The organism is Micromonospora sp. WMMD735, assembly GCF_049178995.1.
GTDB classification, from domain to species: Bacteria; Actinomycetota; Actinomycetes; order Mycobacteriales; family Micromonosporaceae; genus Micromonospora; species Micromonospora wenchangensis.
This window is the reverse complement of record NZ_JBMHMJ010000002.1, coordinates 3670006-3691476: the sequence shown is the minus strand read 5'-3', so window position 1 is coordinate 3691476 and position 21471 is coordinate 3670006. Positions and strand designations below refer to the sequence as shown.

The following is a 21471-nucleotide window of genomic DNA, read 5'->3' as shown; positions in this document are numbered from 1 at the left end:
TCCAGGACCGCCTGGTGAACCGACCGGTCCACCGGCCCGTATCTGGCAGTGACTCCGGTCGCAGCCGGACGGTGACGAGGATCGCGGTTTACCGGGGCGCCGCAATGACGCGGGGCCCGGCGTACCACCGCCGACAACCGTGCCGACCAGCGGCGATCGCGCAGCCGGCAGCCGGCCCCACGGGGCCGCTGACAGCAAACGTGGACCGGGCTTTCAGCTGGTACTCAGGCATTCGTGACACTTTCGACTCACGACATGGAATCCCCGACCCGTCTCGACTGTTGTGCAGGTGTCAGCACCGGCGGGCAGCAGGGGCGTTGCACGGGGGAGGGCTGATGGACGTGGGGATGGCAAGGAACCGGGCAACCGGCGCGAGCGAGGGGACCGTGGACACCGTGGACAAGAACATCGGCATGCGAACCGACGAGGTCGCCGAGGAGCGTGACCTGGTCGGCGTCTACCTTCACGAGATCTCCCGGACGCCACTGCTGGACGCCGCCAAGGAGGTCGACCTCTCCAAGGCGATCGAGGCCGGCCTCTACGCCGAGCACCTGCTCGGCGAGGACCGCGTCCCCGCCGGGGTCGACCGGGACGACCTGGAGCGGCTGGTCGTCGAGGGGGAGCGGGCGAAGGATCTCTTCATCCGGGCCAACCTGCGACTGGTCGTCTCGATCGCCCGCCGGTACGTGCGCTCCGGGATGCCCATGCTGGACCTGATCCAGGAGGGCAACACCGGTCTGGTGCGCGCGGTCGAGAAGTTCGACTACGAGCGGGGCTACAAGTTCTCCACCTACGCCACCTGGTGGATCCGGCAGGCGATCAGCCGGGCCATCGCGCAGCAGGAACGCACCGTCCGGCTGCCCGTGCACCTGGTCGAGGACGTCAACCGGATGCGCAACGTGGCCCGGCAGCTCACCCGTGAGCTGGGTGGCGACCCGGAGCCGGAGCAGATCGCGGCCGCCCTCGGCGTCACCGTCGAGCGGGTCAACGAGCTGGTCCGCTGGTCGCAGGACACGGTGTCGCTGGACACCCCGGTCGGGGACGACGGCGACACCAACCTCGGTGACCTGGTCGCCGACAGCGACGCCCCGTCCCCGGAGGACATCGTCCTCACCGGGTTGGAGCGGCAGCGCATCGAGGGCCTGCTCAACCACCTCGACGACCGGTCCGCCGGCATCATGCGGGCCCGGTACGGCCTGGAGGACGGGCGGGAGCACTCGCTCACCGAGGTGGCGTCCCGCTTCTCGCTCTCCCGGGAGCGCATCCGCCAGCTGGAGATCCAGGCGCTCGGCCGGCTGCGTGAGCTGGCCCGCGCGGAGGGCCTCCAGGCGGCCTGAGCTGGCCGTCCCGCAGGTGACCTGAGCTGGTAGTAATGACGGCGAACGGCCGGCGTCCGATAGGGGGACGCCGGCCGTTCGCCGTTGTCGTGCCGGTCAGCGGACCCGGCCGTAGCCGGCGATGCTCATCATGTTCATCTTCCGCTTGAGTACGTTGCGCCCGGCACTCGGCGCGTCGATCACCTGACCGTCGCCGACGTAGAGCGCGACGTGCCCCAGCCCCGAATAGAAGACGAGGTCACCGGGGCGCAGCTCGCTACGGCTGACCCGGGAGGTGGCGTTCCACTGCATCGCCGCGTTGTGCGGCAGCCGCTTGCCGGCGGACCGCCAGGCGGCGAGCGTCAGGCCGGAGCAGTCGTACCCGCGGGGCCCTTCGGCCCCCCAGACATACGGCTTGCCGATCGCCCCGTAGGCGTACCGGACGGCGGCCCCGGCACCGCCGGAGACGGCCGGCGTGTCGGAGGTGTCGGGTGGCGCCGCGCTCTTCGGCTTCTTGACCGGGGCCTCGGTCGCCCGACCGTACGCCGCCCGCCGCATGTCGTAGAGCTTCGACAGATCCTGCTCGATCCGCTTCTTGGTCTTGGTGAGCGCCTTCGACTGGGCGGCCTGCCTGGCGAGCGTCGCGTCCAGCTTGGCCTTCTGGTCGAGCAGCGCCCGCTGGTCGGCGGTGTACCCGTCGATCTGCTGTTGCCGGTGCCGGGTGAGCTGGTCGAGGGTGCCGAGCCGGTCGACCAGCGAGCCACCGGCCGGGTCGAGGATCGCCTCGGCCGTCCGCAACCCACCGGTCTTGTACGCGGTGGCCGCGATCTCGCCCACCGCCGCCCGGCTCTGGGCGGCCTGGGCCTCCAGGGGGCCGATCCGCGCGTGCAGTCCGGCCGCGGTGGCCTGGTTCGTCTTTATCTCCTCGTTGAGCTTGTTGTACGACTCGACGATCCGTTCCAGCTCGGCCGAGGACCGCTCGATCCGGGCGGTGAGGTCGGCGACCGAGGGCTCGGCCCGGACCGGGGCCGACGGGGCGATCAACGCGGCCGACAGGCCGGCGACCACCAGGGTGCGCAGCAGCATCCGTAAGGACGACAAGAGCGGAAGACTCCTCTCCCACCGGTCACCGGAGGATGCTGAGCCCCCGGCGACACCGGCCCGGGCCCGTCCGGATGGACGGCCGTGTACCGAGCCGGCCCGATCAACCTAACCTGTGGCGGGAGTGACGCGCAGACAAAGCAGCGGCGAATGTTGGCTGAGCGCTCCGGCGGGTCGTTGTGGCAGGTGACGCCGCTGATGCGGGACGGACGGCCGGTGCCCGGGTTCTGCGAGGTGTGCGAGGAAGGTCTGATTCGTCGTTCCAGACGGATACCGGTGTGGAACGCGTGCTAATAGTCGGATAAAACCGGAATGGTGGTCAGATGCCGGCGACGCGGGGACGTCGCGCTCGCCGGATGTGTCGGAAATCGGAGAGCGGTCCGGGCGGGTCGGCACCAGACTGGAGCCCCGGCCGGGAATCCCGCCGTACGCAGGTGGCGTGGTGGTGGGGCGACCGGCTCCGTCGGCCCCGGGAGGACGCCGTGCAGGCAGACCGCGCCAGCACCCGACCGCCACACTGGTCCCGACCGACCACCCTGCTCTACGCCCGGCCCGGCATCGTGGTGACCACCGAACGGTTCACCGCCGGCCGCAGCAGCTACGCCGTCGCCGACCTCACCCACCTGCGTACCGGCCGCGGGCCGCACGACCGGCTCGCCGTCCGGGTCGTCACCTGCGCCGCCGTCGGGGCGGGCACCGTCGGCGTCCTGCTCGGTTTCACCGGCGGGCTGGAACGACTCACCGCCGGGGCCTACCTGGCGCTGGGTGTGGTGTGCCTGCTGCCGGTGCTGCTGGTGCTGCTCGGCGACCGCTGGCGGCCACCGGCGCACGAGCTGTACGGCCACTGCCACGGCACCGAGCTGCTGTTGTTCAGCAGCGACGACCGGGAGCAGTTCGAGCAGGTGGTCGACGCCCTGCACCGGGCCCGGGAGCAGCACCGCTACCCCGACGCGGACGACCCGTCACCCACGGCCACCTACTGGCGACCGGCCCGCTGAGGCGGCGGCCCGTGCCGCCCGGTACGGGCCGCCGCCTCAGCGGGCCGGCGTGGTCCGGTCGGGCGGCGGCCGGTTCCGGGTCAGCGGCCGACCGGCTCCGGCGTACGGGTCGGCGCGCTGGCCGCCAGTTCGCGGGTCACCTTGCGTTCCGCGACGAACGACACGAACGGCACCGTGCCGGCGAGCATCACCAGCAGCATCCGCTTGAGCGGCCAGTCCACCCGCCGGCCCAGGTCGAAAGTGGCGGCCAGGTAGAGCAGGTAGAGCCAGCCGTGCGCGGTGCCGACGACGGCCACCACGATCGGCTCGTCGAACACGTACTTCAGCGGCATGCCGATCAGCACCAGCACGGCCAGCGCCACGCCCACGATCCAGGCGATCACGCGGTACCGGGTAAGGGCTCCGCCCACCGTCGTCCGTCCTTCCGACCGGCCTCAGCCGGGATAGTCGCCGGGTCTCGCGCCCGGATTGTCGTTCAACCAGGTCAGATAGCGGTTGTACGCGGCCAGGTCGGCGTCGTCCGCGCCGTCGACCGGGGCCGCCGGCACCCGGGCGACCCGCACCGGCCGCCGCACCACCGGGGTACCCGGCCCGGGGGTGGCCGGCTCGGCCGGTGCCGCCCCGGCCGGCGGGGGCGCGGCGGTGGGGGCGCGTAGCGCGTGCCGGACCTCCCGCCACCAGACGAAGACCACGAAACCGGCGAAGATCGGCCACTCCACCGCGTACGCCCAGCTCAGCGTGTTACCGGAAGCGGCCCGGCTGATCTGCCACCAGCCCAGCGCCAGGAATCCCGTGACCAGGACGACCAGGGCCACGTGGCGGACGATCCACGCCGGTGTCCAGAGCCGCTTCATGCCGTCGAGGGTACCGGGAGGACCCGGCGTCTCCGACGCGACGTCGTAGTCGCCGCGCCGTCGGGCGGTCCGCCGCCGCCGCGCCGCTGGTTTGGTGCCAGCCCGGCTGGGCAACCGTCTAGACAGCCAGACCAGTCGAACCCGAGGGGACGACATGACCGACTCAGCACACCGCTCCGACGACTCCAGCACCGAACAGCGCATGCCGCAATGGGACGGTGACCACGTCCACCGGGCCGCCACCGTGGTCACCGAGACCGACGGCGAGCTGCTCGGGGTGGACCCGGCGGAGCTCGCCGACGACGACCTGATCCGCGAGTTGCAGAGCCTGCACCGCACCCGGCTCGACACGCTGCGCCACGCCGCCGACTCGGCGCTCGCCAACCACCTGCGCCGCACCGCCGAGCTGGAGACCGAGTACCTGGCCCGGCACCCCGGCCGCGAGGTGGACCCGCACCGGCTGCGGGACGCCTGATGGGCACCCGCGCCGAGCGCGGCATGTCCGCGCCGCCCGAGGTGGTGTTCAGCACCGCCACCGACCCCGAGCGGATCGACGCCTGGCTGCCCGGGGCGCTGCGGACCGACGGCCCGACCCCGAGCAGCCGCTCCGACGACGAACTGCACGCCCGCTGGGACGGCCCCGACGGCACGGCCGAGCTACGGGTCGCCCCGGCCGACGCCGGTGGGGCCCGGGTCCGGCTGGACCTGCCCGCGGGCGCGGACGCCGGCCTGGCCGACGAGTCGCTTGCCAACCTCGAACGTGAGGTCGCCGAGAACCTGACCGCGGGTTGACCCCACCCGCCCACCCCGACGCGCCGCACCCGACGGTGCGGCCCACGAACGAGGAGAACCGGTGACCGACGGTGGTCTGAAGCAGAAGGTGGCGCGGCTGCGCCAGGCGTACGCGCCGCACGAGCACCGACCGCTGGGCGGCTACCTGGCGGCGATGGGCACGTACGCCGGGGTGACCGCCTCCATCGCGGCGCTGGTGAAGGCGACCGGCCGGCCGGTGCCCGAACGGCCCTCCCCGGGTGACGTGGTGCTGCTCGCCGTCGCCACCCACAAGCTGAGCCGGCTGCTGTCCAAGGACGCGGTGACCAGCCCGCTGCGGGCCCCGTTCACCCGCTACGACCGGCCGATCGGCAGCGGCGAGGTGATGGAACAGGTCCGCGACCAGGGCAGCTCCACCCGGCACGCGATCGGTGAGCTGCTGAGCTGCCCGTTCTGCCTGGCCGTCTGGGTGGCCACCGGGCTCACCGGCGGCCTGGTGCTGGCCCCCCGGCTGACCCGGCTGGTGGCGACCGCGCTGACCGCCGTCGCCGCGTCCGACTTCCTCCAGATGGGGTACGCGGTGGCGCAGCAGGCCGCCGAGGGTGGGCGGCACGACGAGGGGTGACCCGTACGCGGAAGGGGCCGGCGGATCGTGTCCGCCGGCCCCTTTCCGTCATCCGTCGCCGCCCGCTCAGGTGGGGGTGGTGCCGTGGTCCTCGCCGGCCCAGCCGCGCGACGCCTCCGGTTCCCGCTCGTCGGCGTCCGCGCCGGTGATCACGTCGCGGTCGACCGCCGTCTTGTCGTGCTCGTTGGCGAAGTCCGGTTCGGGCAGGGTGTCCAGCCCCTCGGGGGGTTGGCCGAGGGCGGGCATCCGCTCGTGGTGTTCTGTCTGGTCGGACATCTCGATCTCCTCTCGCCGGCGTCGCCGGTCAGCCCGCCGACCCGCCCAGCAGGTCGGCCACCTCGTCGACCGCGTACTCCCCCTCGGGGAGGGCGGCGACCCGGGTGAGCAGCTCCGCCGGCAGGTCCGCCCCCACCGCCGAGCGGTAGATGTCGGCCTGGCTGAGCCGTTCCTGGCCGTGGTAGATCTCATCCAGCAGCTCGTCGAGCTGCCGGAGGTCCGGCTGGGCGGTCCCGGGCAGGTCGTCGGGCGTGGCTGCGTCGTCGGTCACCCCGCCCTGCTACCCGGGGCCGAAACGGTCAAACCCGTCAGGCCGGGGTGGGCAGGGCGGCCCGGCGGGCCCGCACCGCGACGGCGAGCCGCTCCAGCACCTCTGCCGTGGTGTCCCAGCCGATGCAGGCGTCGGTGACCGACCGGCCGTAGGTCAGCTCCCGGGTCGGGTCGAGATCCTGGCGGCCCTCCAGCAGGAAACTCTCCAGCATGATGCCGACGATGCCGCGCTGCCCGGCGGCGAGCTGGGCGGCCACGTCGTCGGCCACCCTGGGCTGGTTGCGGTGGTCCTTGCCGCTGTTGGCGTGGCTGGCGTCGACCACCAGCCGCTCCGGCAGCCCGGCCGCCCGCAGTAGTTCCAACGCCCCGGCCACCGATTCGGCGTCGTAGTTGGGGCGGCCCCCGCCGCCGCGCAGCACCAGGTGCCCATCGGCGTTGCCCCGGGTGTGCATGATCGCCGGGGTGCCCGAGACGTCGATGCCGGGGAAGACGTGCGGTACCCCGGCGGCCCGGATCGCGTCCACGGCGGTGCCGATGCTGCCGTCGGGGCGGTTCTTCATGCCGATCGGCATGGACAGGCCGGAGGCGAGCTGCCGGTGCACCTGGCTCTCCACCGTCCGGGCACCGATCGCGCCCCAGGCCACCGTGTCGGCGATGTACTGCGGGGTGATCGGGTCGAGGAACTCGCAGCCCACCGGGAGCCCCAGCCGGACCACGTCGCGCAGCAGCGCCCGCGCGGTGCGCAGGCCGGTGTTCACGTCGCCGGAACCGTCGAGCGCCGGATCGTTGATCAGGCCCTTCCAGCCGACCGTGGAGCGCGGCTTCTCGAAGTAGACCCGCATCACCACCAGCAGGTCGTCGGCGTGCCGGTCGGCGGCGGCGCGCAGCAGGTGCGCGTACTCCAGCGCCGCCGCCGGGTCGTGCACCGAGCACGGGCCGACCACCACCAGCAGACGGTCGTCGGCGCGGTCGAGCACCCGGCCGACGTCGCGCCGGCCGGCCAGCACGGCCGAGGCCAGCGGCGGGTCCAGGGGCAGCTCGTGCAGGAGCAGGGCGGGGGTGGTCAGCGGCACGACACGGTCGATCCGTTGGTCGATGACCGCGCCGTTGTCCGGGGTGGGCCCGTTGTCCGGGGTCGTCACGGTGGGAGTCCTTCCGCCGACCGTGCCCGGGGCCGGTGCCCGGGTCGAGCCGGCTGCTCGTAAACAGAAGGGCAGGAAGCTCGAAGGCTCCTGCCCGGCCGGCTCGAAACGCGGTGACGTCAGCTCATGGTGAGGTCACCGGCTCCGCAGCCGGCTGCCTAAACCATGGATACGTACGCGTCACGCCGGTAAGCGTACCCGAGGCGGAGGCAAGGACTCATCCGCCCGTCGGCCAACCCTCGCCTGACGTTCATCTCCGTCACTGCCACCGTCGGTAACTTCGGCGGCACCGCTCGCATCCCCCGGAGGTTCCGATGGACCGTCGTACCGTCCTGCGCGCCACCGTCGCCGGTGGGGCCGCCGCCTTCGCCGGCAGCCTCTGGTCCGGCGTCGCGTCGGCCGCACCGGCCCAACCCGGCACCGGTCCCTACGGGCCGCCCGGCAGCGCCGACGGCAACGGCATCCAGCTTCCCGCCGGCTTCACCAGCCGGGTGGTCGCCCGCTCCCGGCAGACGGTGCCGGGTACCTCGTACACCTGGCATCCCGCGCCCGACGGCGGGGCCTGCTTCGCCGCCGGCACCGGCTGGATCTACGTCTCCAACTCGGAGGTCACCCCGAGCGGCGGCGCGTCGGCGGTGCGGTTCGCCGCCGACGGCACGGTCGTCTCGGCGTACCGCATCCTGTCCGGCACCAACCAGAACTGCGCCGGTGGCGCGATGCCGTGGGGCACCTGGCTCTCCTGCGAGGAGACCAGCCGGGGCTTCGTCTACGAGACCTACCCGCAGGGCGGCACCGCCGCGGTGCAGCGCCCGGCGCTGGGCCGGTTCAAGCACGAGGCGGCGGCGGCCGACCCGGTCCGCCAGGTGGTCTACCTGACCGAGGACGAGACCGACGGTTGCTTCTACCGGTTCCGCCCCACCGTGTGGGGTGACCTCTCCGCAGGCACCCTGGAGGTGCTGGTCGCCGGCACCGCCACCAGCGGCGCGGTGAGCTGGGCCCGGGTGCCCGACCCGGACGGCTCGCCGACGGCGACCCGCAACCAGGTCGCCGGGGCGAAGCGGTTCACCGGCGGCGAGGGCTGCTGGTACGCCGACGGCACCTGCTGGTTCACCACCAAGGGCGACAACCGGGTCTGGGCGTACGACGCGGTCGGCCAGCGCATCGACCTGGCGTACGACGACTCGCTGGTGACCGGCGGTGCCGCCCCGCTGACCGGGGTGGACAACATCACCGGCACCCGCTCCGGCGACCTCTACGTCGCCGAGGACGGCGGCGACATGGAGATCAACCTGATCACCCCGAGCGGGGTGGTGACGCCGTTCCTGCGGATCACCGGGCAGTCCTCGTCGGAGATCACCGGCCCGGCGTTCTCCCCGGACGGCAGCCGGCTCTACTTCTCCTCCCAGCGCGGCACGGCCGGGATCTCCGCCGGTGGCATCACCTACGAGGTGCGCGGCCCGTTCCGCTGACCCGGCCGGTCGACGTGGCGGTGGGGCGGGGGCGGCGTGGCGGGCGTGGCGACTGGGTAACAGGATGCGCATGACCCACTTGCAGAGCGATCAGGACCGGGTGGAGTCCCGGGCCCACCTGCTGCCCGAGGAGGCAGCGGTCGGCAGTGACGACCCGCAGGCCCAGGCCGAGGCGATCCTCGCCGAGTCGGACCTCCGCGAGGCCGACCAGGGGGCCGCCCCCGACACGGTGCTGGAGCACCGCACCTCCGAAGAGACCGTCCCCCCGATCGAACCCCCCGACTGACCCGTCCCGACCGCTGACCCGCAGGCCCCGGTGGCGACACGTCGCCACCGGGGCGTGGAGATCGGATAGCGTCGGGTCATGCCCGACAGCGGTTACCCCTGGCCCATCGAGACGACCCGACTGGACAACGGCCTGCGCGTGGTGGTGAGCGAGGACCGCACCGCACCGGCGGTCGCGGTCAACCTGTGGTACGACGTGGGCTCCCGGCACGAGCCGACGGGACAGACCGGCTTCGCCCACCTCTTCGAGCACCTGATGTTCGAGGGCTCGGTCAACGTCGCCAAGACCGAACACATGAAACTGATCCAGGGCGCCGGTGGCTCGCTCAACGCCACCACCAACCCGGACCGGACGAACTACTTCGAGACCGTCCCGGCCGAACACCTGGAACTGGCCCTGTGGCTGGAGGCCGACCGGATGGGCGGGCTGGTCCCCGCGCTCACCCAGGAGACGCTGGACAACCAGCGGGACGTGGTCAAGAACGAGCGGCGGCAACGCTACGAGAACGTCCCGTACGGCGACGCCTGGCTGCGGCTGCTCCCGCTGCTCTACCCGCCTGGGCACCCGTACCACCACGCGACGATCGGGTCGATGGCCGACCTGAACGCCGCCGACCTGGGCACCTTCCAGGCGTTCCACCAGACGTACTACGCGCCCGACAATGCCGTGCTGACCGTGGTCGGCGACGCCACCGCCGCCGAGGTGTTCACGCTGGCGCAGCGGTACTTCGGGGCGATCCCGGCCCGCGGTGACATCCCCGCCGCACCGGACGGGCACACCGTCGCCGGCACCGGCCGACCCGTCGTCGAGACGGTCACCGCCGACGTGCCGGCCGCCCGGGTCTACGTCGCGCACCGCACCCACCCGTTCGGCAGCCCCGGCTACGACGTGGCCACGGTGGCCGTCACGGTGCTCGGCAGCGGCCGGGGCAGCCGGCTCTACCAGCGCCTCGCCGACGGCGAACGGCTCGCCCAACCCGACCTGGTCGGGGCGTACGGGGTGGACCTGGCGCACGCCCCGGCACCGGTGATCGCCACCGCCACCGCCCGCCCCGGGGTGAGCGCCGAACAGCTCGCCGCCGGGGTCGCCGAGGTGGTCGACGAACTCGCCACCGTGCCGGTCACCGCCGCCGAACTCGACCGGGCCAAGGCGCTGCTCAGCACCGCCTGGTGGCGGCAGATGTCCACCGTGGACGGCCGGGCCGACGCGCTCGGTCGGTACGCCACCCAGTTCGGCGACCCGGCGAAGACCGCCGACCGGCTGCCCGGCTGGCTGTCGGTGACCGCCGGGCAGATCGCCGAGCTGGCCGCCGACCTGCTCACCCCCGCCGACCGGGTGACCCTGACCTACCTGCCGGAGGAGACCCGATGACGCTGATCACCACCCGGCCGGGTCCGGGCACCGCCCGCCCGTACCGGTTCCCGACCGTGGTCCGGCGGGACGTCGCCGGTGGCCGGGTGGTCGCCGCGCACCTGCCCGGCCAGAACCTCGCCGTCGCGCTGCTGCTGCTCGACGCGGGCGCCGGCCGGGAACCGGTGGGCAAGGAGGGTCTCGGTGCGGTGCTGGCCAAGGCGCTGGAGGAGGGCACCGCGCAGCGGGACGCCACCGGGTACGCCCTCGCCGTCGAGGGCCTCGGCACCGAACTGGCCACCGGGCTGGACTGGGACAGCTTCCAGGTCAGCGTCCAGGTGCCGGTGGACCGCCTCGGTGCGGCGGTGGAACTGCTCGCCGAGGCGGTACGGACGCCCCGGCTCGACCCCGACGACGTGCGCCGGGTCCGCGACGACGAGGCGACCGCGCTGCGGATGGACTGGGCCAACCCCGGCCCGCGCGCCGACGCGGTGCTGCGCGCCGACCTGTTCGGCGCGGACAACAGGTGGGGCCGCCCGCTCTACGGCGACCCCGGCTCGGTGGCCGGGCTCGACGTGGAGGACGTCACCGTCTTCCACTCCGAGTGGTTCCTGCGCCCCGGCACCCTGATCGTCGCCGGTGACCTGGACCGCCTCGACCTGGACGCGTTGGGCGCGGCGGCGTTCGCCGGCACCGGCGGCGGCCCCGCCGAGCGGGGCGGCCCGATCGAGGTGCCGCTGCCCGCCGGCCGGCGGATCATCCTGGTGGACCGGCCCGGGTCGGTGCAGTCCACGCTGCGGCTGGGCCACCCGGCACCGCACCGCGCCCACCCCGACCACGTGCCGATGACGCTCGCCGGCACCGTGCTGGGCGGGGCGTTCACCTCCCGGCTCAACCACCTGATCCGCGAGGTACGCGGCTACACGTACGGCATCCGGGGCGACTTCGCCTCGTCCCGCCGGTTCGGCCGGTTCGCGGTCAGCTCCGGCGTGCAGACGGCGGTGACCGCGCCGGCCCTGGTCGAGGCGGTCGGCGAGATCAGCCGTACCCGGGCCGGCGGGGTGACCGAGGACGAGCTGGCGGTGGCCCGGTCCTGGCGGGCCGGGCAGCTCTCGGTCGAGCTGCAGAGCCCCCGGGCCATCGCCTCGGCGTTGACCACCCTGGTCGTGCACGACCTGCCCGACGACTACCACGCCCGGCTGCGGGAGGCGCTGCTCGCCGCCGACGTCGAGCAGGTGTCGGCCGCCGCCGCCACCCACCTGCACCCGGAGGCGCTGACCCTGGTCGTCGAGGGCGACGCGGCGGCGATCCGGGACGAGCTGGTCGCCTCCGGGCTCGGCGAGGTGACCGACCACGTCGGCTGACCGGCGTCGGCGCGACCGGGGCGGTGTGATTCCGGTCGCGCCGCCCCGGGAGCGCCGGGTCGGACCGGCGGTGCGGATGCTGCGGCCGGACGGCCCGGCCACGGCCGATCTTCCGGGGCGTCGGGGCGTACCGTCGGGGGTTTCCGGTAGGGCGACCGGCACGGGCGGTGACCGGACGGGCGGGCCGAGACCCGGGCGGTGGGAAAGGCTTCCCGGTGTGGGCCTGCGGCTGGGTAGCCTCGCGGGCATGAGGATCGGCATTGTGGGAGCCACCGGCCAGGTCGGTGGGGTCATGCGGCAGGTGTTGGCGGAACGCGAGTTCCCGGCGGAGCAGGTGCGGTTGTTCGCCTCGGCCCGGTCGGCCGGGCGTGCCCTGCCCTGGCGGGACGGCGAGGTCACCGTGGAGGACGCGGCCACGGCCGACTACTCCGGGCTGGACATCGTGCTGTTCTCCGCCGGCAAGGGCACCGCGAAGGAGTTGGCCCCCCGGGTCGCCGCGACCGGCGCCGTGGTGATCGACAACTCGTCGGCGTTCCGTACCGACCCGCAGGTGCCACTGGTCGTCGCCGAGGTCAACCCGCACGCCCTGGCCGACCGGCCGAAGGGCATCGTCGCCAACCCGAACTGCACCACGATGGCCGCGATGCCGGTGCTGCGTCCGCTGCACGACGAGGCCGGCCTGGTCAGCCTGGTCGTCGCCACCTACCAGGCGGTCTCCGGGGCCGGCCTGGCCGGTGTCGCCGAGCTGGACGAGCAGGTCCGCAAGGTCGTCGAGGGGGCCACCGCGTTGACCCACGACGGGTCGGCCGTCGAGTTCCCCGCGCCGCGCTCGTTCGCCCGGCCGATCGCCTTCAACGTGCTCCCGCTGGCCGGTTCGATCGTCGACGACGGCTCGTTCGAGACCGACGAGGAGCAGAAGCTGCGCAACGAGAGCCGCAAGATCCTGGAGATCCCCGAGCTGAAGGTCTCCGGCACCTGCGTCCGGGTGCCCGTGTTCACCGGCCACTCGTTGCAGATCAACGCCCGGTTCGCCAGGCCGATCACCCCGCAGCGGGCCCGGGAACTGCTCGACGGCGCGCCGGGGGTGGCGCTGTCGGACGTCCCGACGCCGTTGCAGGCGGCCGGCCAGGACCCGACGTACGTCGGTCGGCTGCGCGCCGACGAGACCGTCGAGCACGGCCTCGCGCTGTTCTGCGCCAACGACAACCTGCGCAAGGGTGCCGCGCTGAACGCCGTGCAGCTCGCCGAGCTGGTCGCCGCCGAACTGCGCTGAGCGGGGTGTTACCTGCTCGGGGCCGGCGGGTAGACCGCCGTGCCGACACCGAGAGGGGAGCACCATGACAACGGTCGGAGAGTTCATGACGACCCGGTTGGTGACGATGGACGGCAACGACACCCTCGCCGCCGCCGCGCAGGAGATGCGGGACAGCGCGATCGGCGACGTGGTGGTGACCAGCGGCGACGACGTCGTCGGAATCGTGACGGACCGGGACATCACCGTCCGGGGCGTCGCCGAGGACCTCGACCCGAACCGCACCCGGCTCCAGGAGATCACCAGCCGGGACGTCATCACGATCAGCCAGTACGACGACGCGGTCGCCGCCGCCGAGCTGATGCGCACCTACGCCGTACGCCGGCTGCCGGTGGTCGACGACGGTCGGCTGGTGGGCCTGGTGTCGGTGGGTGACCTCGCGGTGGAACGGGAACCCCAGTCGGTGCTCGCGGACATCAGCGCCGACGACCCCAACAACTGACGTCCGCCCCACCGACGCCGGCCCCCGGAACTCGTCCGGGGGCCGGCGTCGTCGTGAGCGCCGGTCGGGTTCACCCGATCCGGGCGAGGTTGACGCCGGGCGGGGCGGGGACCCCGTGCGGGTACCGGCAGGTCGAGGCGACGACGGGGGAGAGGGCCCGATGGTGGACGCGACCACGAGGTTCTTCGAGAGCCTGAACCGGCGGGATCACGAGCCGCTGCTGGACAAGGCGGCCGGGACACTGCGTTTCGATCTGCACGAGGGGGCGCAGACCACCCACTGGCTGCTACGGGTGGACCGGGGGAAGCTCACGGTCAGCCAGGAGGACCGGGAGGCCGACACCGTCATCGGCACCACGCCGGCGCTGTTCGAGGAGATCGCCGCAGGGCGGGAGAACGGCCTGGCGGCGGTGCTGCGCGGCGACATGACGGTGACCGGTGACGCCCGGCTGGTGGTGCAGATCGAACGGATCTTCCCCGGTTCCCCGGACGCGCAGGGGCCGCGCCGGCTCCACCATCGGGAGGTGCGGTGATGGGACAGAGCAACACGATCCGGATCCTGGACGGCAACACGTTCGTCGTCTCCGAGGAGACCGGTGACATCGAGGCGACGCCGACCGAGCCGACCGGGCTGTTCTCCCTGGACATGCGGTTCCTGTCCCGTTGGGTGCTGACCATCAACGGGGAGCGGCTCAACGCCCTGTCCTACGACGACCTCCAGTACTACGAGGCGCGGTTCTTCCTGGTGCCGGGGATGGCCACCCACTACGTCGACGCCAAGCTGTCGATCATCCGGGAGCGCGCGGTCGGCGGCAGCTTCCGCGAGAAGCTGACCATCCTCAACCACGACGAGAAGGCGGTCGACCTGGAGATCCGGATGGACGCCGGGGCCGACTTCGCCGACCTCTTCCAGGTCAAGGACGAGATCCTGAACAAGAAGGGCGAGCTGTACGCCGAGGCCGGGTCCGACCGGCTGCGGCTGGGCTACCGGCGAGGCAACTTCGTGCGGGAGACGGTCATCTCGTCGTCCCGGCCGGCCCGCTACGACCGCAACGGGTTCGCGTACTCGGTGCACCTGGAGCCCAACGAGCAGTGGAACGCCGAGATCGACGTGCAGACCTTCGCGGTCGGCCCCGGGGGGCGTGACCTGCGGCTCGGGGTGACGGCGCACGGCCACGAACGGCTCGCCCTCCAGCACGACCTCCAGGAGTGGATCGCCAAGGCCCCCAAGGTCAACAGTGAGCACGACCGGGTGGCCGCCACCTACCGGCGCAGCCTGATCGACCTGGCGGCGCTGCGGTTCGCGCCGCTGTCGCTGGGCGGCCAGACCCTGCCCGCCGCCGGCCTGCCCTGGTTCATGACCATGTTCGGCCGGGACAGCATCCTGACCTGCCTGCAGGTGTTGCCGTTCGCCCCGGAGCTGTCCAAGACCACGCTGCGCATCCTGGCGTCGCTGCAGGGCAGCCGGTTCGACGACTTCCGCGACGAGGACCCGGGCCGCATCCTGCACGAGATGCGCTACGGCGAGACGGCCGCGTTCGAGGAGCAGCCGCACTCGCCGTACTACGGCTCGGTGGACGCCACCCCGCTGTTCGTCGTCCTGCTCGACGAGTACGAGCGGTGGAGTGGTGACGTCGCCCTGGTCAAGGAGTTGGAACGGGAGTGCCGGGCCGCGCTGAAGTGGATCGACGACTACGCCGACCTGGCCGGAAACGGCTACATCTGGTACGAGCGGCGCAACACCGAGACCGGCCTGGAGAACCAGTGCTGGAAGGACTCCTGGGACTCCATCTCGTACGCCGACGGCAGCCTGCCGCCGTTCCCCCGGGCCACCTGCGAGGTGCAGGGGTACGCGTACGACGCCAAGCTGCGGGCGGCCCGGATGGCCCGGGAGTTCTGGGGTGACCCGGCGTTCGCCGACCGGCTGGAGCAGGAGGCGGCGGCGCTCAAGGAGCGCTTCAACCGGGACTGGTGGGTGGCCGACGGGGAGTTCTACGCGCTGGCCCTCGACCCGGACGGCCGGCAGTGCGACGTGCTCAGCTCCAACATCGGGCACCTGCTGTGGAGCGGGATCGTCGACCACGACCGGGCCGAGAAGATCGCCAGGCACATGGTCGGGCCCCGGCTGTTCACCGGTTGGGGCGTGCGCACCCTCGCCGAGGGGGAGGTGCGGTACAACCCGATCGGCTACCACAACGGCACCATCTGGCCGTTCGACAACTCGTTCATCGCCTGGGGGCTGCGGCGGTACGGCTTCGCCGAGGAGGCCGCCACCATCGCCAGCGGCATCCTCGACGCGGCGACGTACTTCGACGGGCGGCTGCCCGAGGCGTTCGGCGGCTACCCCCGGGAGCAGACCAAGTTCCCGGTCGAGTACCCGACGGCGTGCAGCCCGCAGGCCTGGTCGACGGGGGCGCCGCTGCTGCTGCTGCGCACCATGCTCGGGTTGGAGCCGCACGAGGGGCACCTGGCGGTGGAGCCGGTGCTGCCGGTCGGGATGGGACGCATCGAGGTGTTGGACATCCCGGGCCGCTGGGGACGAGTGGACGCCTTCGCCCGGGGCCGCCTCGATCTGCACCAACTGGCCGACTGACGGTGCGTCGGGCGGGCGCCACGGTGGGTCGAATCCGCCCCACGGCCGGGTAACCTACGCGGGGTAAAGTACGTGGATGCCGGAACTCGTGTACCCGCCCGTGATCGCCACCGCCAAGACGCTGTTCCGGGTCCTCGACCTGCGCCTGACCGTCGACGGTGACCACCACGTCCCGCGTACCGGTGGGGCGGTGCTGGCCAGCAACCACGTCAGCTACCTCGATTTCATCTTCTGCGGGTACGGGGCGCACCCGTCCCGGCGGCTGGTGCGGTTCATGGCCAAGCACGACGTCTTCGCGCACAAGGTGTCCGGCCCGCTGATGCGCGGCATGAAGCACATCCCGGTGAACCGGGCGGCGGGGGTCGGCTCGTACAACACGGCGGTGGACGCGCTGCGGCGCGGCGAGGTGGTGGGCGTCTTCCCCGAGGCGACGATCAGCCGCTCGTTCACGGTGAAGGAGCTGAAGAGCGGGGCGGCCCGGATGGCGCAGGCGGCGGAGGTGCCGCTGGTGCCGGTGGCGCTGTGGGGGACGCAGCGGCTCTGGACCAAGGGCCGGCCGAAGACGCTGACCCGGCGGCACACCCCGATCACCATCCTGCTGGGCGAGCCGATGGACCCGGCGGCGTACCCGGACGCCAACACGATGACGGCGGAGCTGAAGACCCGGCTGACCGCGCTCGTCGACCGGGCCCAGCAGGAGTACCCCGACAAGCCGGCCGGCCCGGACGACTCCTGGTGGCAGCCGGCGCACCTGGGCGGCACCGCGCCCACCCTCCAGGAGGCAGCCGAGCTGGACCGCCGCCCCCGCCGCTCGACCGCATCCTGACGTTCGTTCCCGTCGTCGTGCCCGCTGCTTGCTGCCCGCTGCCCGCTGCCCGCTGCGTGCTCGGCTCCCGGTCGGGGGCGGAGCGGGCATTTCTGGAATTTCGGGCGCGGCTGGAGTGTCGGGCGGCCTGGTGCTCCTGCCCGGCGGCGGGGACAGGATGGTGGGTTCGCATCCTTTCGACCTGATGACGTGAGCGATTCAGGGGTGCCCGGTCCGACGTCGGCCCACGGGGAACGGCCGTCCTGAGAAACGGCCGTCCTGAGAAACGGCCGTCCTGAGAAACGGCCGTCCTGAGAAACGGCCGTCCCGGGGAATAGCCGTCCCGGGGAACGGCCGTCCCGGGTGATTCGTCGACGTCATCAGGTCGAAAGGACGCTGAGGGGTATACCTACCCAGGCCGCCGGTCCGCGCCGTCCGCGCCCCGACTGCGCGCCTCCGCGCGCTGACCCGCGTCGCGCTCCACGCCCTGATCCGCGTCGCGACCAGGGCCGCGCCTCCGCGCCGCGATCAGCGACCTGCCGGTCGGGGCGGTCTCAGCTGCCGACCGCGTCGCGACTACTACCGGGTTCGGGAACCCGGTAGTAGTCGTCGCGGGAGAGGAACTCCACCGGCAGCGACCCGGGCAGGGTCACCCGCGCCTCACCGGTCAGCGGCGGGGCGGTCGCCCGGCGGATGAGCACGTCGCGCTCCGGCGGTGCCAGCTCGACCAGCTCGGGGTGGGTGACCCGGAAGCAGGCCACCGTCCGGCGGATCAGCCGGGCCAGCTCGGTCACCGGGCCCACCGCGCCGCCCAGCGCCAGGGCCGGCTGCTGGATCGTCCGCAGCGCGTCGCAGACCACCAGCAGTTCCGCCTCGGCGGTGCCCTGTGCCGTGGGCCGGCCGGTGGTACGCAGCTCCAGCCGGGACGGCCACTGCCAGCGAACCTGCCCGCTGACCAGGCGCGGCAGCCGGACGTTGCGCCGGTGCCGGACCCCCGTCGCGTCGATCTTCCCGGCGACCAGGGCCAGGTCACCGGCGAGGCAGACGTAGGCGAGCCGGCGGTCGGTGACGGTGATCGAGGCGGGGCCGGGCAGCACCCAGTGCCGCCGGGCCCCGGTCGGGCTGATCAGGCAGCCGGCCACCGACGTCGGATACCGGCCGAGCACCCGTTCGCCGGGCTCGGGGACGAGTTCGTAACGCCTGTCGAGCACGGGAGCGGAATCGTTCTCCGGCGCATCGAACCGGTGCGGTGCGATGAAGAACGGGGACATGTTCTCGCGCATCGTCACGACCTCCCCCGCGCAGTGGTCTTCTGGCGTCCAGCCTCGCCGAGGCGTGACGGGCTGTCATGACACCCGTTAGGGGGTCGGCCGGTCGTACGACGCCTGCGACCGGTAGATGCCGATCTCCTCCGGCCGGATGAGACCGTCCTCGATCGCCCGGGCCAGTAACGCCGCCTTCGTGGCGGCCGGTCTACCCGCCCGGGTGTACTTGATCCGGGCCCGGTCCACATATTGTTTGACGGTGTGCTCGCTGATCTGCATCCGGCGGGCCACCGACGCCTTCGACATCGACTGGAACCACAGCAGCAGCGCTTCCCGCTCCTTGTCCGACAGGGCCGGACGGTCCGGGCGCGGATCGCCCACCATCGCCCCGGCCAGGGCCGGCGGCACGTACGGGCGGTCGCTGGCGGCGGCCAGCACCGTGGCCACGCAGTGTTCCCGCCCCTCGTGCTTGGCCAGGAAGGCGGTCGCCCCGGCGTCGAGCGCGGTGAGCATGGTCGCCGGGTCGGTGTGCTCGGAGTAGACCACCACCCGCCGGCCGTCGGCGCTCAGCTCGGCCAGCTTGTCCAGCACCATCCGCCCGCGCAGCCGCAGATCCAGCAGGATCACGTCGGCCTCCGGGGCGGCCCGCAGCACCAGGTCCGGGTCGTCGCCGGTGGCGAGCACCCGCAGCCGGGGCTCGGTGGACAGCCAGGCCCGCACACCGTCGATCACCACCGGATGGTCGTCGACTATCGACACACCGACCGGGCGCTCCCCGCTCATGGCCTGCGCCATCGGGTCTGCGTCCACCTGATCTCCCCGTCCCGCTCATGTACGTGTTCCACCTGGTCGTCGTCGCCGGCCCCGGGGGCCGGCGGATCGGCCGCCTCCGGGTCCTGCCCGTCCGGGGTGACCAGACTGACCGCCACCTCGTCGGGGCCGGCCACCACGGTCAGCCGGGCCCAACCAGTGGCATCGGCCAGGGCGGCGGCCAGCGGGTCGGCCAGCCGTCGACGGACCTCCACGGGCAGCGGCGGCGGCGTGCCGATGGCGATCAGCTCGATCGGCAGCCCGTTGCGTTCGGCCAGGTCGGCGGCGGCCCGCAACTCGTGCAACAACGGGTCCGGCACGTCGTCGGACTCGGCGATCAGGCGACGTAGCCGGGTCGCGGCGAGCACGCACCGCCGTTGCACGAACGGGTCGCCCGGGTCGGCGCGACCGTCGGCCAGTTCCGCCAACACCTGCTCGGCGGCACCGCCGACCAGCGCCAGCCGGGCCCGCCGGTCCGCCCAGGCCCGTTCGGCGGCGTCCCGTTCGGCGCGGACGGCGAGGGTCGCCGTGGCGGTGTCGGCGCGTTCCCGGGCGAGGGTGGCGATCACCGCCGCACCGGTGAAGACCGCCACCGGCAGCGACGAGGTGCCGTAGACGTACATCGTGAAGCGGGTCAGGTCGGCGGGGGCGGTCGCCCCGTGACCGACCAGCGCGGCGAGCGCGATCGCCGCGTGCCCGGCCAGCAGGACGATCATCCAGCGGATCGGTCGACCCCAGAGCACCACCACGAAGAACCAGGCCAGCCCCGTCCATGCCCAGTTCGCGGCGGCGAAGAGCTGCTCCCGGCCGGCCGCCGCGAAGACCGCCGCGTCGACCGCCAGCAGGGCCGCCGCCAGTGGCAGCGCCGGTGGCGGCACGCCGCGCAGCAGCCGGTGTGCGGCGTACCCGCCGAGGGCACAGGTGGCCAGCCAGCCGGCCGCGACCACCGTGGGGGCGGCCAGCGTCGGCCAGGCGCCGAGCACCGCCGGCAGCCCGATCGCGAGGTGCCACACCAGGGCGATGGCGACCGCCGCGATCCGGGCCCCCCGGTCCGAGGCCCGGCCCACGTCCACCGCCGGGCCGTCGGCCGCCGCAGGGTCCGCCGTCCCGGGCACCGGCCGGGGTACGCGGACCGGCGCGGTCGCGCCGAGACCGGTGGTGTCGAGACCGTTCGCGCCGAGACGGTTCGCGCTGAGGTCGGTCGCGCTGAGGTCAGTCGACATGCGGCCACTCCAGCCTGATCCGGGTGCCCACGCCAGGGGCGGAAGTCACCACCGCCCGGCCGCCGACCTCGGCCATCCGGCCCCGGATCGACTCGCGTACCCCGTAGCGGTGCAGGGGGACGGCGGCCGGGTCGAAACCGGGACCGTCGTCGACCACCTCGACCGCGATGCCGCCGTGGTCGCGGCCGAGCCGCACGGTCACGGCGGCGTCCGGCGCGTGCCGGGCCACGTTGGCCAGCGCGGCGGCGGTGGCGTCGACCAGGGCGGCGGTCACCCCCGACGGTGCCGCGCAGGGCGGCAGCGTGGCCGTCACCCGTAACTGCGGGTGGGTGGCGAGCAGCGCGCGCAGGCCGGCGTCGACGTCGACCGGGCCGGTGTCGGCCGGCTCGCCCGCCGGGGCGGACCGGGCGTGCGCGAGGCGGACCAGGGTACGCAGGTCGGCGGCGGCCCGGTCCCGCAACGCCGCCGAGCCGGCCGGCAGGGCACCCAGCCCGACCATGGTGAGGGTGGCCAGGACGGTGTCGTGCAGGTCCCGGTTCTGCCGCCGTTCCACCTCGCGGGCCGTGCGGGCCAGCACCGCGTCCCGGCGCAGGCGCTGGAAGTCGGCGAAGGAGGTGTCGGCCCGGCCGATCCAGCGGCGCATCACCGCCGCCATCATCGCCGCGCAGGCCGTCTGCATGAGCAGGGTCGCCGCGTGCGCGCCGGCCTCGACCGTGTTGCCGGCGGCCGAGGTGCCGACCGCGTAGCCGGCGGTGACCAGCAGGCCCGCCGGCACCGACCAGCGGGCCGGTGCGGTGGCCTGCGCGTTGATCACGGTGGTGCTGGCCAGCACCGCGAGCCAGCTACCCTCGCCGGGCAGCACCTCCGGGGCGACCAGCACCGGGGCCAGCAGGCTCGCCGCGACGGTGACCGTGACGTCCCCGGCGACGAGCCCCGGGCCGATGCCGACCCGCAGGGCCCGCGCCGCGTACCACAGCGACCAGCCGGTGAGTGCGGCCACGGCGGCCAGCAGCAGCGGCACCCGCACCGGTGGGGTACGCACCGCGAGCGCGGTCACCGCACCGAACAGCCCGCAGGTCAGCCGCAGCAGTGCCGGCAGGGTGGTGAAGATGAGCTGGAGCGCGCCACCGGCCGGCCGCTCCAGTAACGACGGTGACGAGGTCGGAGCGGGTAGGGCCGACATCGGGGGGAGTGCGTCCT

The 21471-nt window shown here is 73.3% G+C and carries 24 protein-coding genes; 14 read left to right on the top strand and 10 right to left on the bottom strand.

Features of this window, described 5'->3' with window-relative positions; all coding sequences use genetic code 11:
- The first annotated feature begins 347 nt into the window (after positions 1-347).
- The gene (locus ACN268_RS15640) at positions 348-1337 is read left to right on the top strand and encodes a sigma-70 family RNA polymerase sigma factor (RefSeq protein ID WP_211291410.1); all 990 of its coding nucleotides are present in this window, start codon (positions 348-350) and stop codon (positions 1335-1337) included.
- A gap of 96 nt (positions 1338-1433) precedes the next feature.
- Here ACN268_RS15640 and ACN268_RS15635 read toward each other — a convergent pair whose 3' ends face one another.
- Complete coding sequence (locus tag ACN268_RS15635; RefSeq protein ID WP_421483826.1) at positions 1434-2417, bottom strand: NlpC/P60 family protein; 984 nt, start codon at positions 2415-2417, stop codon at positions 1434-1436.
- Between the two features lie 482 nt (positions 2418-2899).
- On the opposite strand from ACN268_RS15635, the gene ACN268_RS15630 reads away from it, so the two are divergent.
- Positions 2900-3415, top strand: a complete 516-nt coding sequence (locus ACN268_RS15630; RefSeq protein WP_421483825.1) for a DUF6232 family protein — start codon at positions 2900-2902, stop codon at positions 3413-3415.
- A gap of 80 nt (positions 3416-3495) precedes the next feature.
- Here ACN268_RS15630 and ACN268_RS15625 read toward each other — a convergent pair whose 3' ends face one another.
- Both ACN268_RS15625 and ACN268_RS15620 read right to left on the bottom strand, forming a co-directional pair.
- Positions 3496-3825 carry a DUF3817 domain-containing protein gene (locus ACN268_RS15625; protein WP_421483824.1) on the bottom strand — a complete coding sequence of 110 codons (330 nt, stop codon included), beginning with the start codon at positions 3823-3825 and terminating at the stop codon, positions 3496-3498.
- Positions 3826-3849: 24 nt separating this feature from the next.
- Complete coding sequence (locus tag ACN268_RS15620; protein WP_421483823.1) at positions 3850-4269, bottom strand: hypothetical protein; 420 nt, start codon at positions 4267-4269, stop codon at positions 3850-3852.
- A 154-nt stretch (positions 4270-4423) separates the two neighbouring features.
- On the opposite strand from ACN268_RS15620, the gene ACN268_RS15615 reads away from it, so the two are divergent.
- The 3 genes from ACN268_RS15615 to ACN268_RS15605 all read left to right on the top strand — a co-directional run bounded on the left by ACN268_RS15615 (position 4424) and on the right by ACN268_RS15605 (position 5665).
- The gene (locus ACN268_RS15615; RefSeq protein WP_421483822.1) at positions 4424-4744 is read left to right on the top strand and encodes a DUF6158 family protein; all 321 of its coding nucleotides are present in this window, start codon (positions 4424-4426) and stop codon (positions 4742-4744) included.
- Positions 4744-5061 (top strand): hypothetical protein, encoded by a 318-nt coding sequence (locus tag ACN268_RS15610; protein ID WP_421483821.1) that lies wholly within the window; start codon positions 4744-4746, stop codon positions 5059-5061. The genes ACN268_RS15615 and ACN268_RS15610 overlap by 1 nt, the downstream gene beginning before the upstream one ends.
- A gap of 61 nt (positions 5062-5122) precedes the next feature.
- On the top strand, positions 5123-5665 hold the full coding sequence (locus ACN268_RS15605) for a DUF1360 domain-containing protein (protein ID WP_421483820.1): 543 nt from the start codon (positions 5123-5125) through the stop codon (positions 5663-5665).
- A 66-nt stretch (positions 5666-5731) separates the two neighbouring features.
- On the opposite strand, the gene ACN268_RS15600 is transcribed toward ACN268_RS15605, so the two are convergent.
- The 3 genes from ACN268_RS15600 to ACN268_RS15590 are packed head-to-tail and all read right to left on the bottom strand — an operon-like array spanning position 5732 to position 7353.
- Positions 5732-5941 (bottom strand): hypothetical protein, encoded by a 210-nt coding sequence (locus ACN268_RS15600; RefSeq protein WP_421483819.1) that lies wholly within the window; start codon positions 5939-5941, stop codon positions 5732-5734.
- A gap of 28 nt (positions 5942-5969) precedes the next feature.
- Entirely contained in the window at positions 5970-6212 is a 243-nt protein-coding gene (locus ACN268_RS15595; RefSeq protein ID WP_421483818.1) for a hypothetical protein, read from the bottom strand.
- A 37-nt stretch (positions 6213-6249) separates the two neighbouring features.
- Complete coding sequence (locus tag ACN268_RS15590; protein ID WP_421483817.1) at positions 6250-7353, bottom strand: 3-deoxy-7-phosphoheptulonate synthase; 1104 nt, start codon at positions 7351-7353, stop codon at positions 6250-6252.
- Between the two features lie 314 nt (positions 7354-7667).
- On the opposite strand from ACN268_RS15590, the gene ACN268_RS15585 reads away from it, so the two are divergent.
- The 9 genes from ACN268_RS15585 (at position 7668) to ACN268_RS15545 (ending at position 16994) form a co-directional block, all read left to right on the top strand.
- Positions 7668-8822: an alkaline phosphatase PhoX gene (locus ACN268_RS15585; RefSeq protein ID WP_421483816.1), complete on the top strand. Its 1155-nt coding sequence runs from the start codon at positions 7668-7670 to the stop codon at positions 8820-8822.
- 70 nt (positions 8823-8892) lie between these two features.
- A complete protein-coding gene (locus ACN268_RS15580) occupies positions 8893-9108 on the top strand; it encodes a hypothetical protein (RefSeq protein ID WP_421483815.1) in 216 nt (71 codons plus the stop codon).
- Between the two features lie 78 nt (positions 9109-9186).
- Positions 9187-10479 carry a M16 family metallopeptidase gene (locus ACN268_RS15575; protein ID WP_421483814.1) on the top strand — a complete coding sequence of 431 codons (1293 nt, stop codon included), beginning with the start codon at positions 9187-9189 and terminating at the stop codon, positions 10477-10479.
- Entirely contained in the window at positions 10476-11822 is a 1347-nt protein-coding gene (locus tag ACN268_RS15570; RefSeq protein WP_421483813.1) for a M16 family metallopeptidase, read from the top strand. Before ACN268_RS15575 ends, ACN268_RS15570 begins: the two co-directional genes overlap by 4 nt.
- Positions 11823-12069: 247 nt before the next feature.
- Positions 12070-13095, top strand: coding sequence for an aspartate-semialdehyde dehydrogenase (locus ACN268_RS15565; protein WP_088642711.1), 1026 nt, complete (start codon positions 12070-12072; stop codon positions 13093-13095).
- Positions 13096-13159: 64 nt separating this feature from the next.
- A complete protein-coding gene (locus ACN268_RS15560) occupies positions 13160-13576 on the top strand; it encodes a CBS domain-containing protein (RefSeq protein WP_421483812.1) in 417 nt (138 codons plus the stop codon).
- Positions 13577-13736: 160 nt separating this feature from the next.
- Positions 13737-14108 (top strand): SCP2 sterol-binding domain-containing protein, encoded by a 372-nt coding sequence (locus ACN268_RS15555; RefSeq protein ID WP_421483811.1) that lies wholly within the window; start codon positions 13737-13739, stop codon positions 14106-14108.
- Positions 14108-16168 carry a glycogen debranching N-terminal domain-containing protein gene (locus ACN268_RS15550; protein ID WP_421483810.1) on the top strand — a complete coding sequence of 687 codons (2061 nt, stop codon included), beginning with the start codon at positions 14108-14110 and terminating at the stop codon, positions 16166-16168. Before ACN268_RS15555 ends, ACN268_RS15550 begins: the two co-directional genes overlap by 1 nt.
- A 76-nt stretch (positions 16169-16244) precedes the next feature.
- Positions 16245-16994: a lysophospholipid acyltransferase family protein gene (locus ACN268_RS15545; RefSeq protein WP_421483809.1), complete on the top strand. Its 750-nt coding sequence runs from the start codon at positions 16245-16247 to the stop codon at positions 16992-16994.
- A gap of 533 nt (positions 16995-17527) precedes the next feature.
- Here ACN268_RS15545 and ACN268_RS15540 read toward each other — a convergent pair.
- The 4 genes from ACN268_RS15540 to ACN268_RS15525 form a co-directional block, all read right to left on the bottom strand.
- On the bottom strand, positions 17528-18256 hold the full coding sequence (locus tag ACN268_RS15540; RefSeq protein ID WP_421483808.1) for a hypothetical protein: 729 nt from the start codon (positions 18254-18256) through the stop codon (positions 17528-17530).
- 75 nt (positions 18257-18331) lie between these two features.
- Complete coding sequence (locus ACN268_RS15535) at positions 18332-19048, bottom strand: response regulator (protein WP_421483807.1); 717 nt, start codon at positions 19046-19048, stop codon at positions 18332-18334.
- Positions 19018-20271 (bottom strand): hypothetical protein, encoded by a 1254-nt coding sequence (locus ACN268_RS15530; RefSeq protein WP_421483806.1) that lies wholly within the window; start codon positions 20269-20271, stop codon positions 19018-19020. The genes ACN268_RS15535 and ACN268_RS15530 overlap by 31 nt, the downstream gene beginning before the upstream one ends.
- Complete coding sequence (locus tag ACN268_RS15525; protein WP_421483805.1) at positions 20261-21454, bottom strand: sensor histidine kinase; 1194 nt, start codon at positions 21452-21454, stop codon at positions 20261-20263. The genes ACN268_RS15530 and ACN268_RS15525 overlap by 11 nt, the downstream gene beginning before the upstream one ends.
- Between the last annotated feature and the right edge of the window lie 17 nt (positions 21455-21471).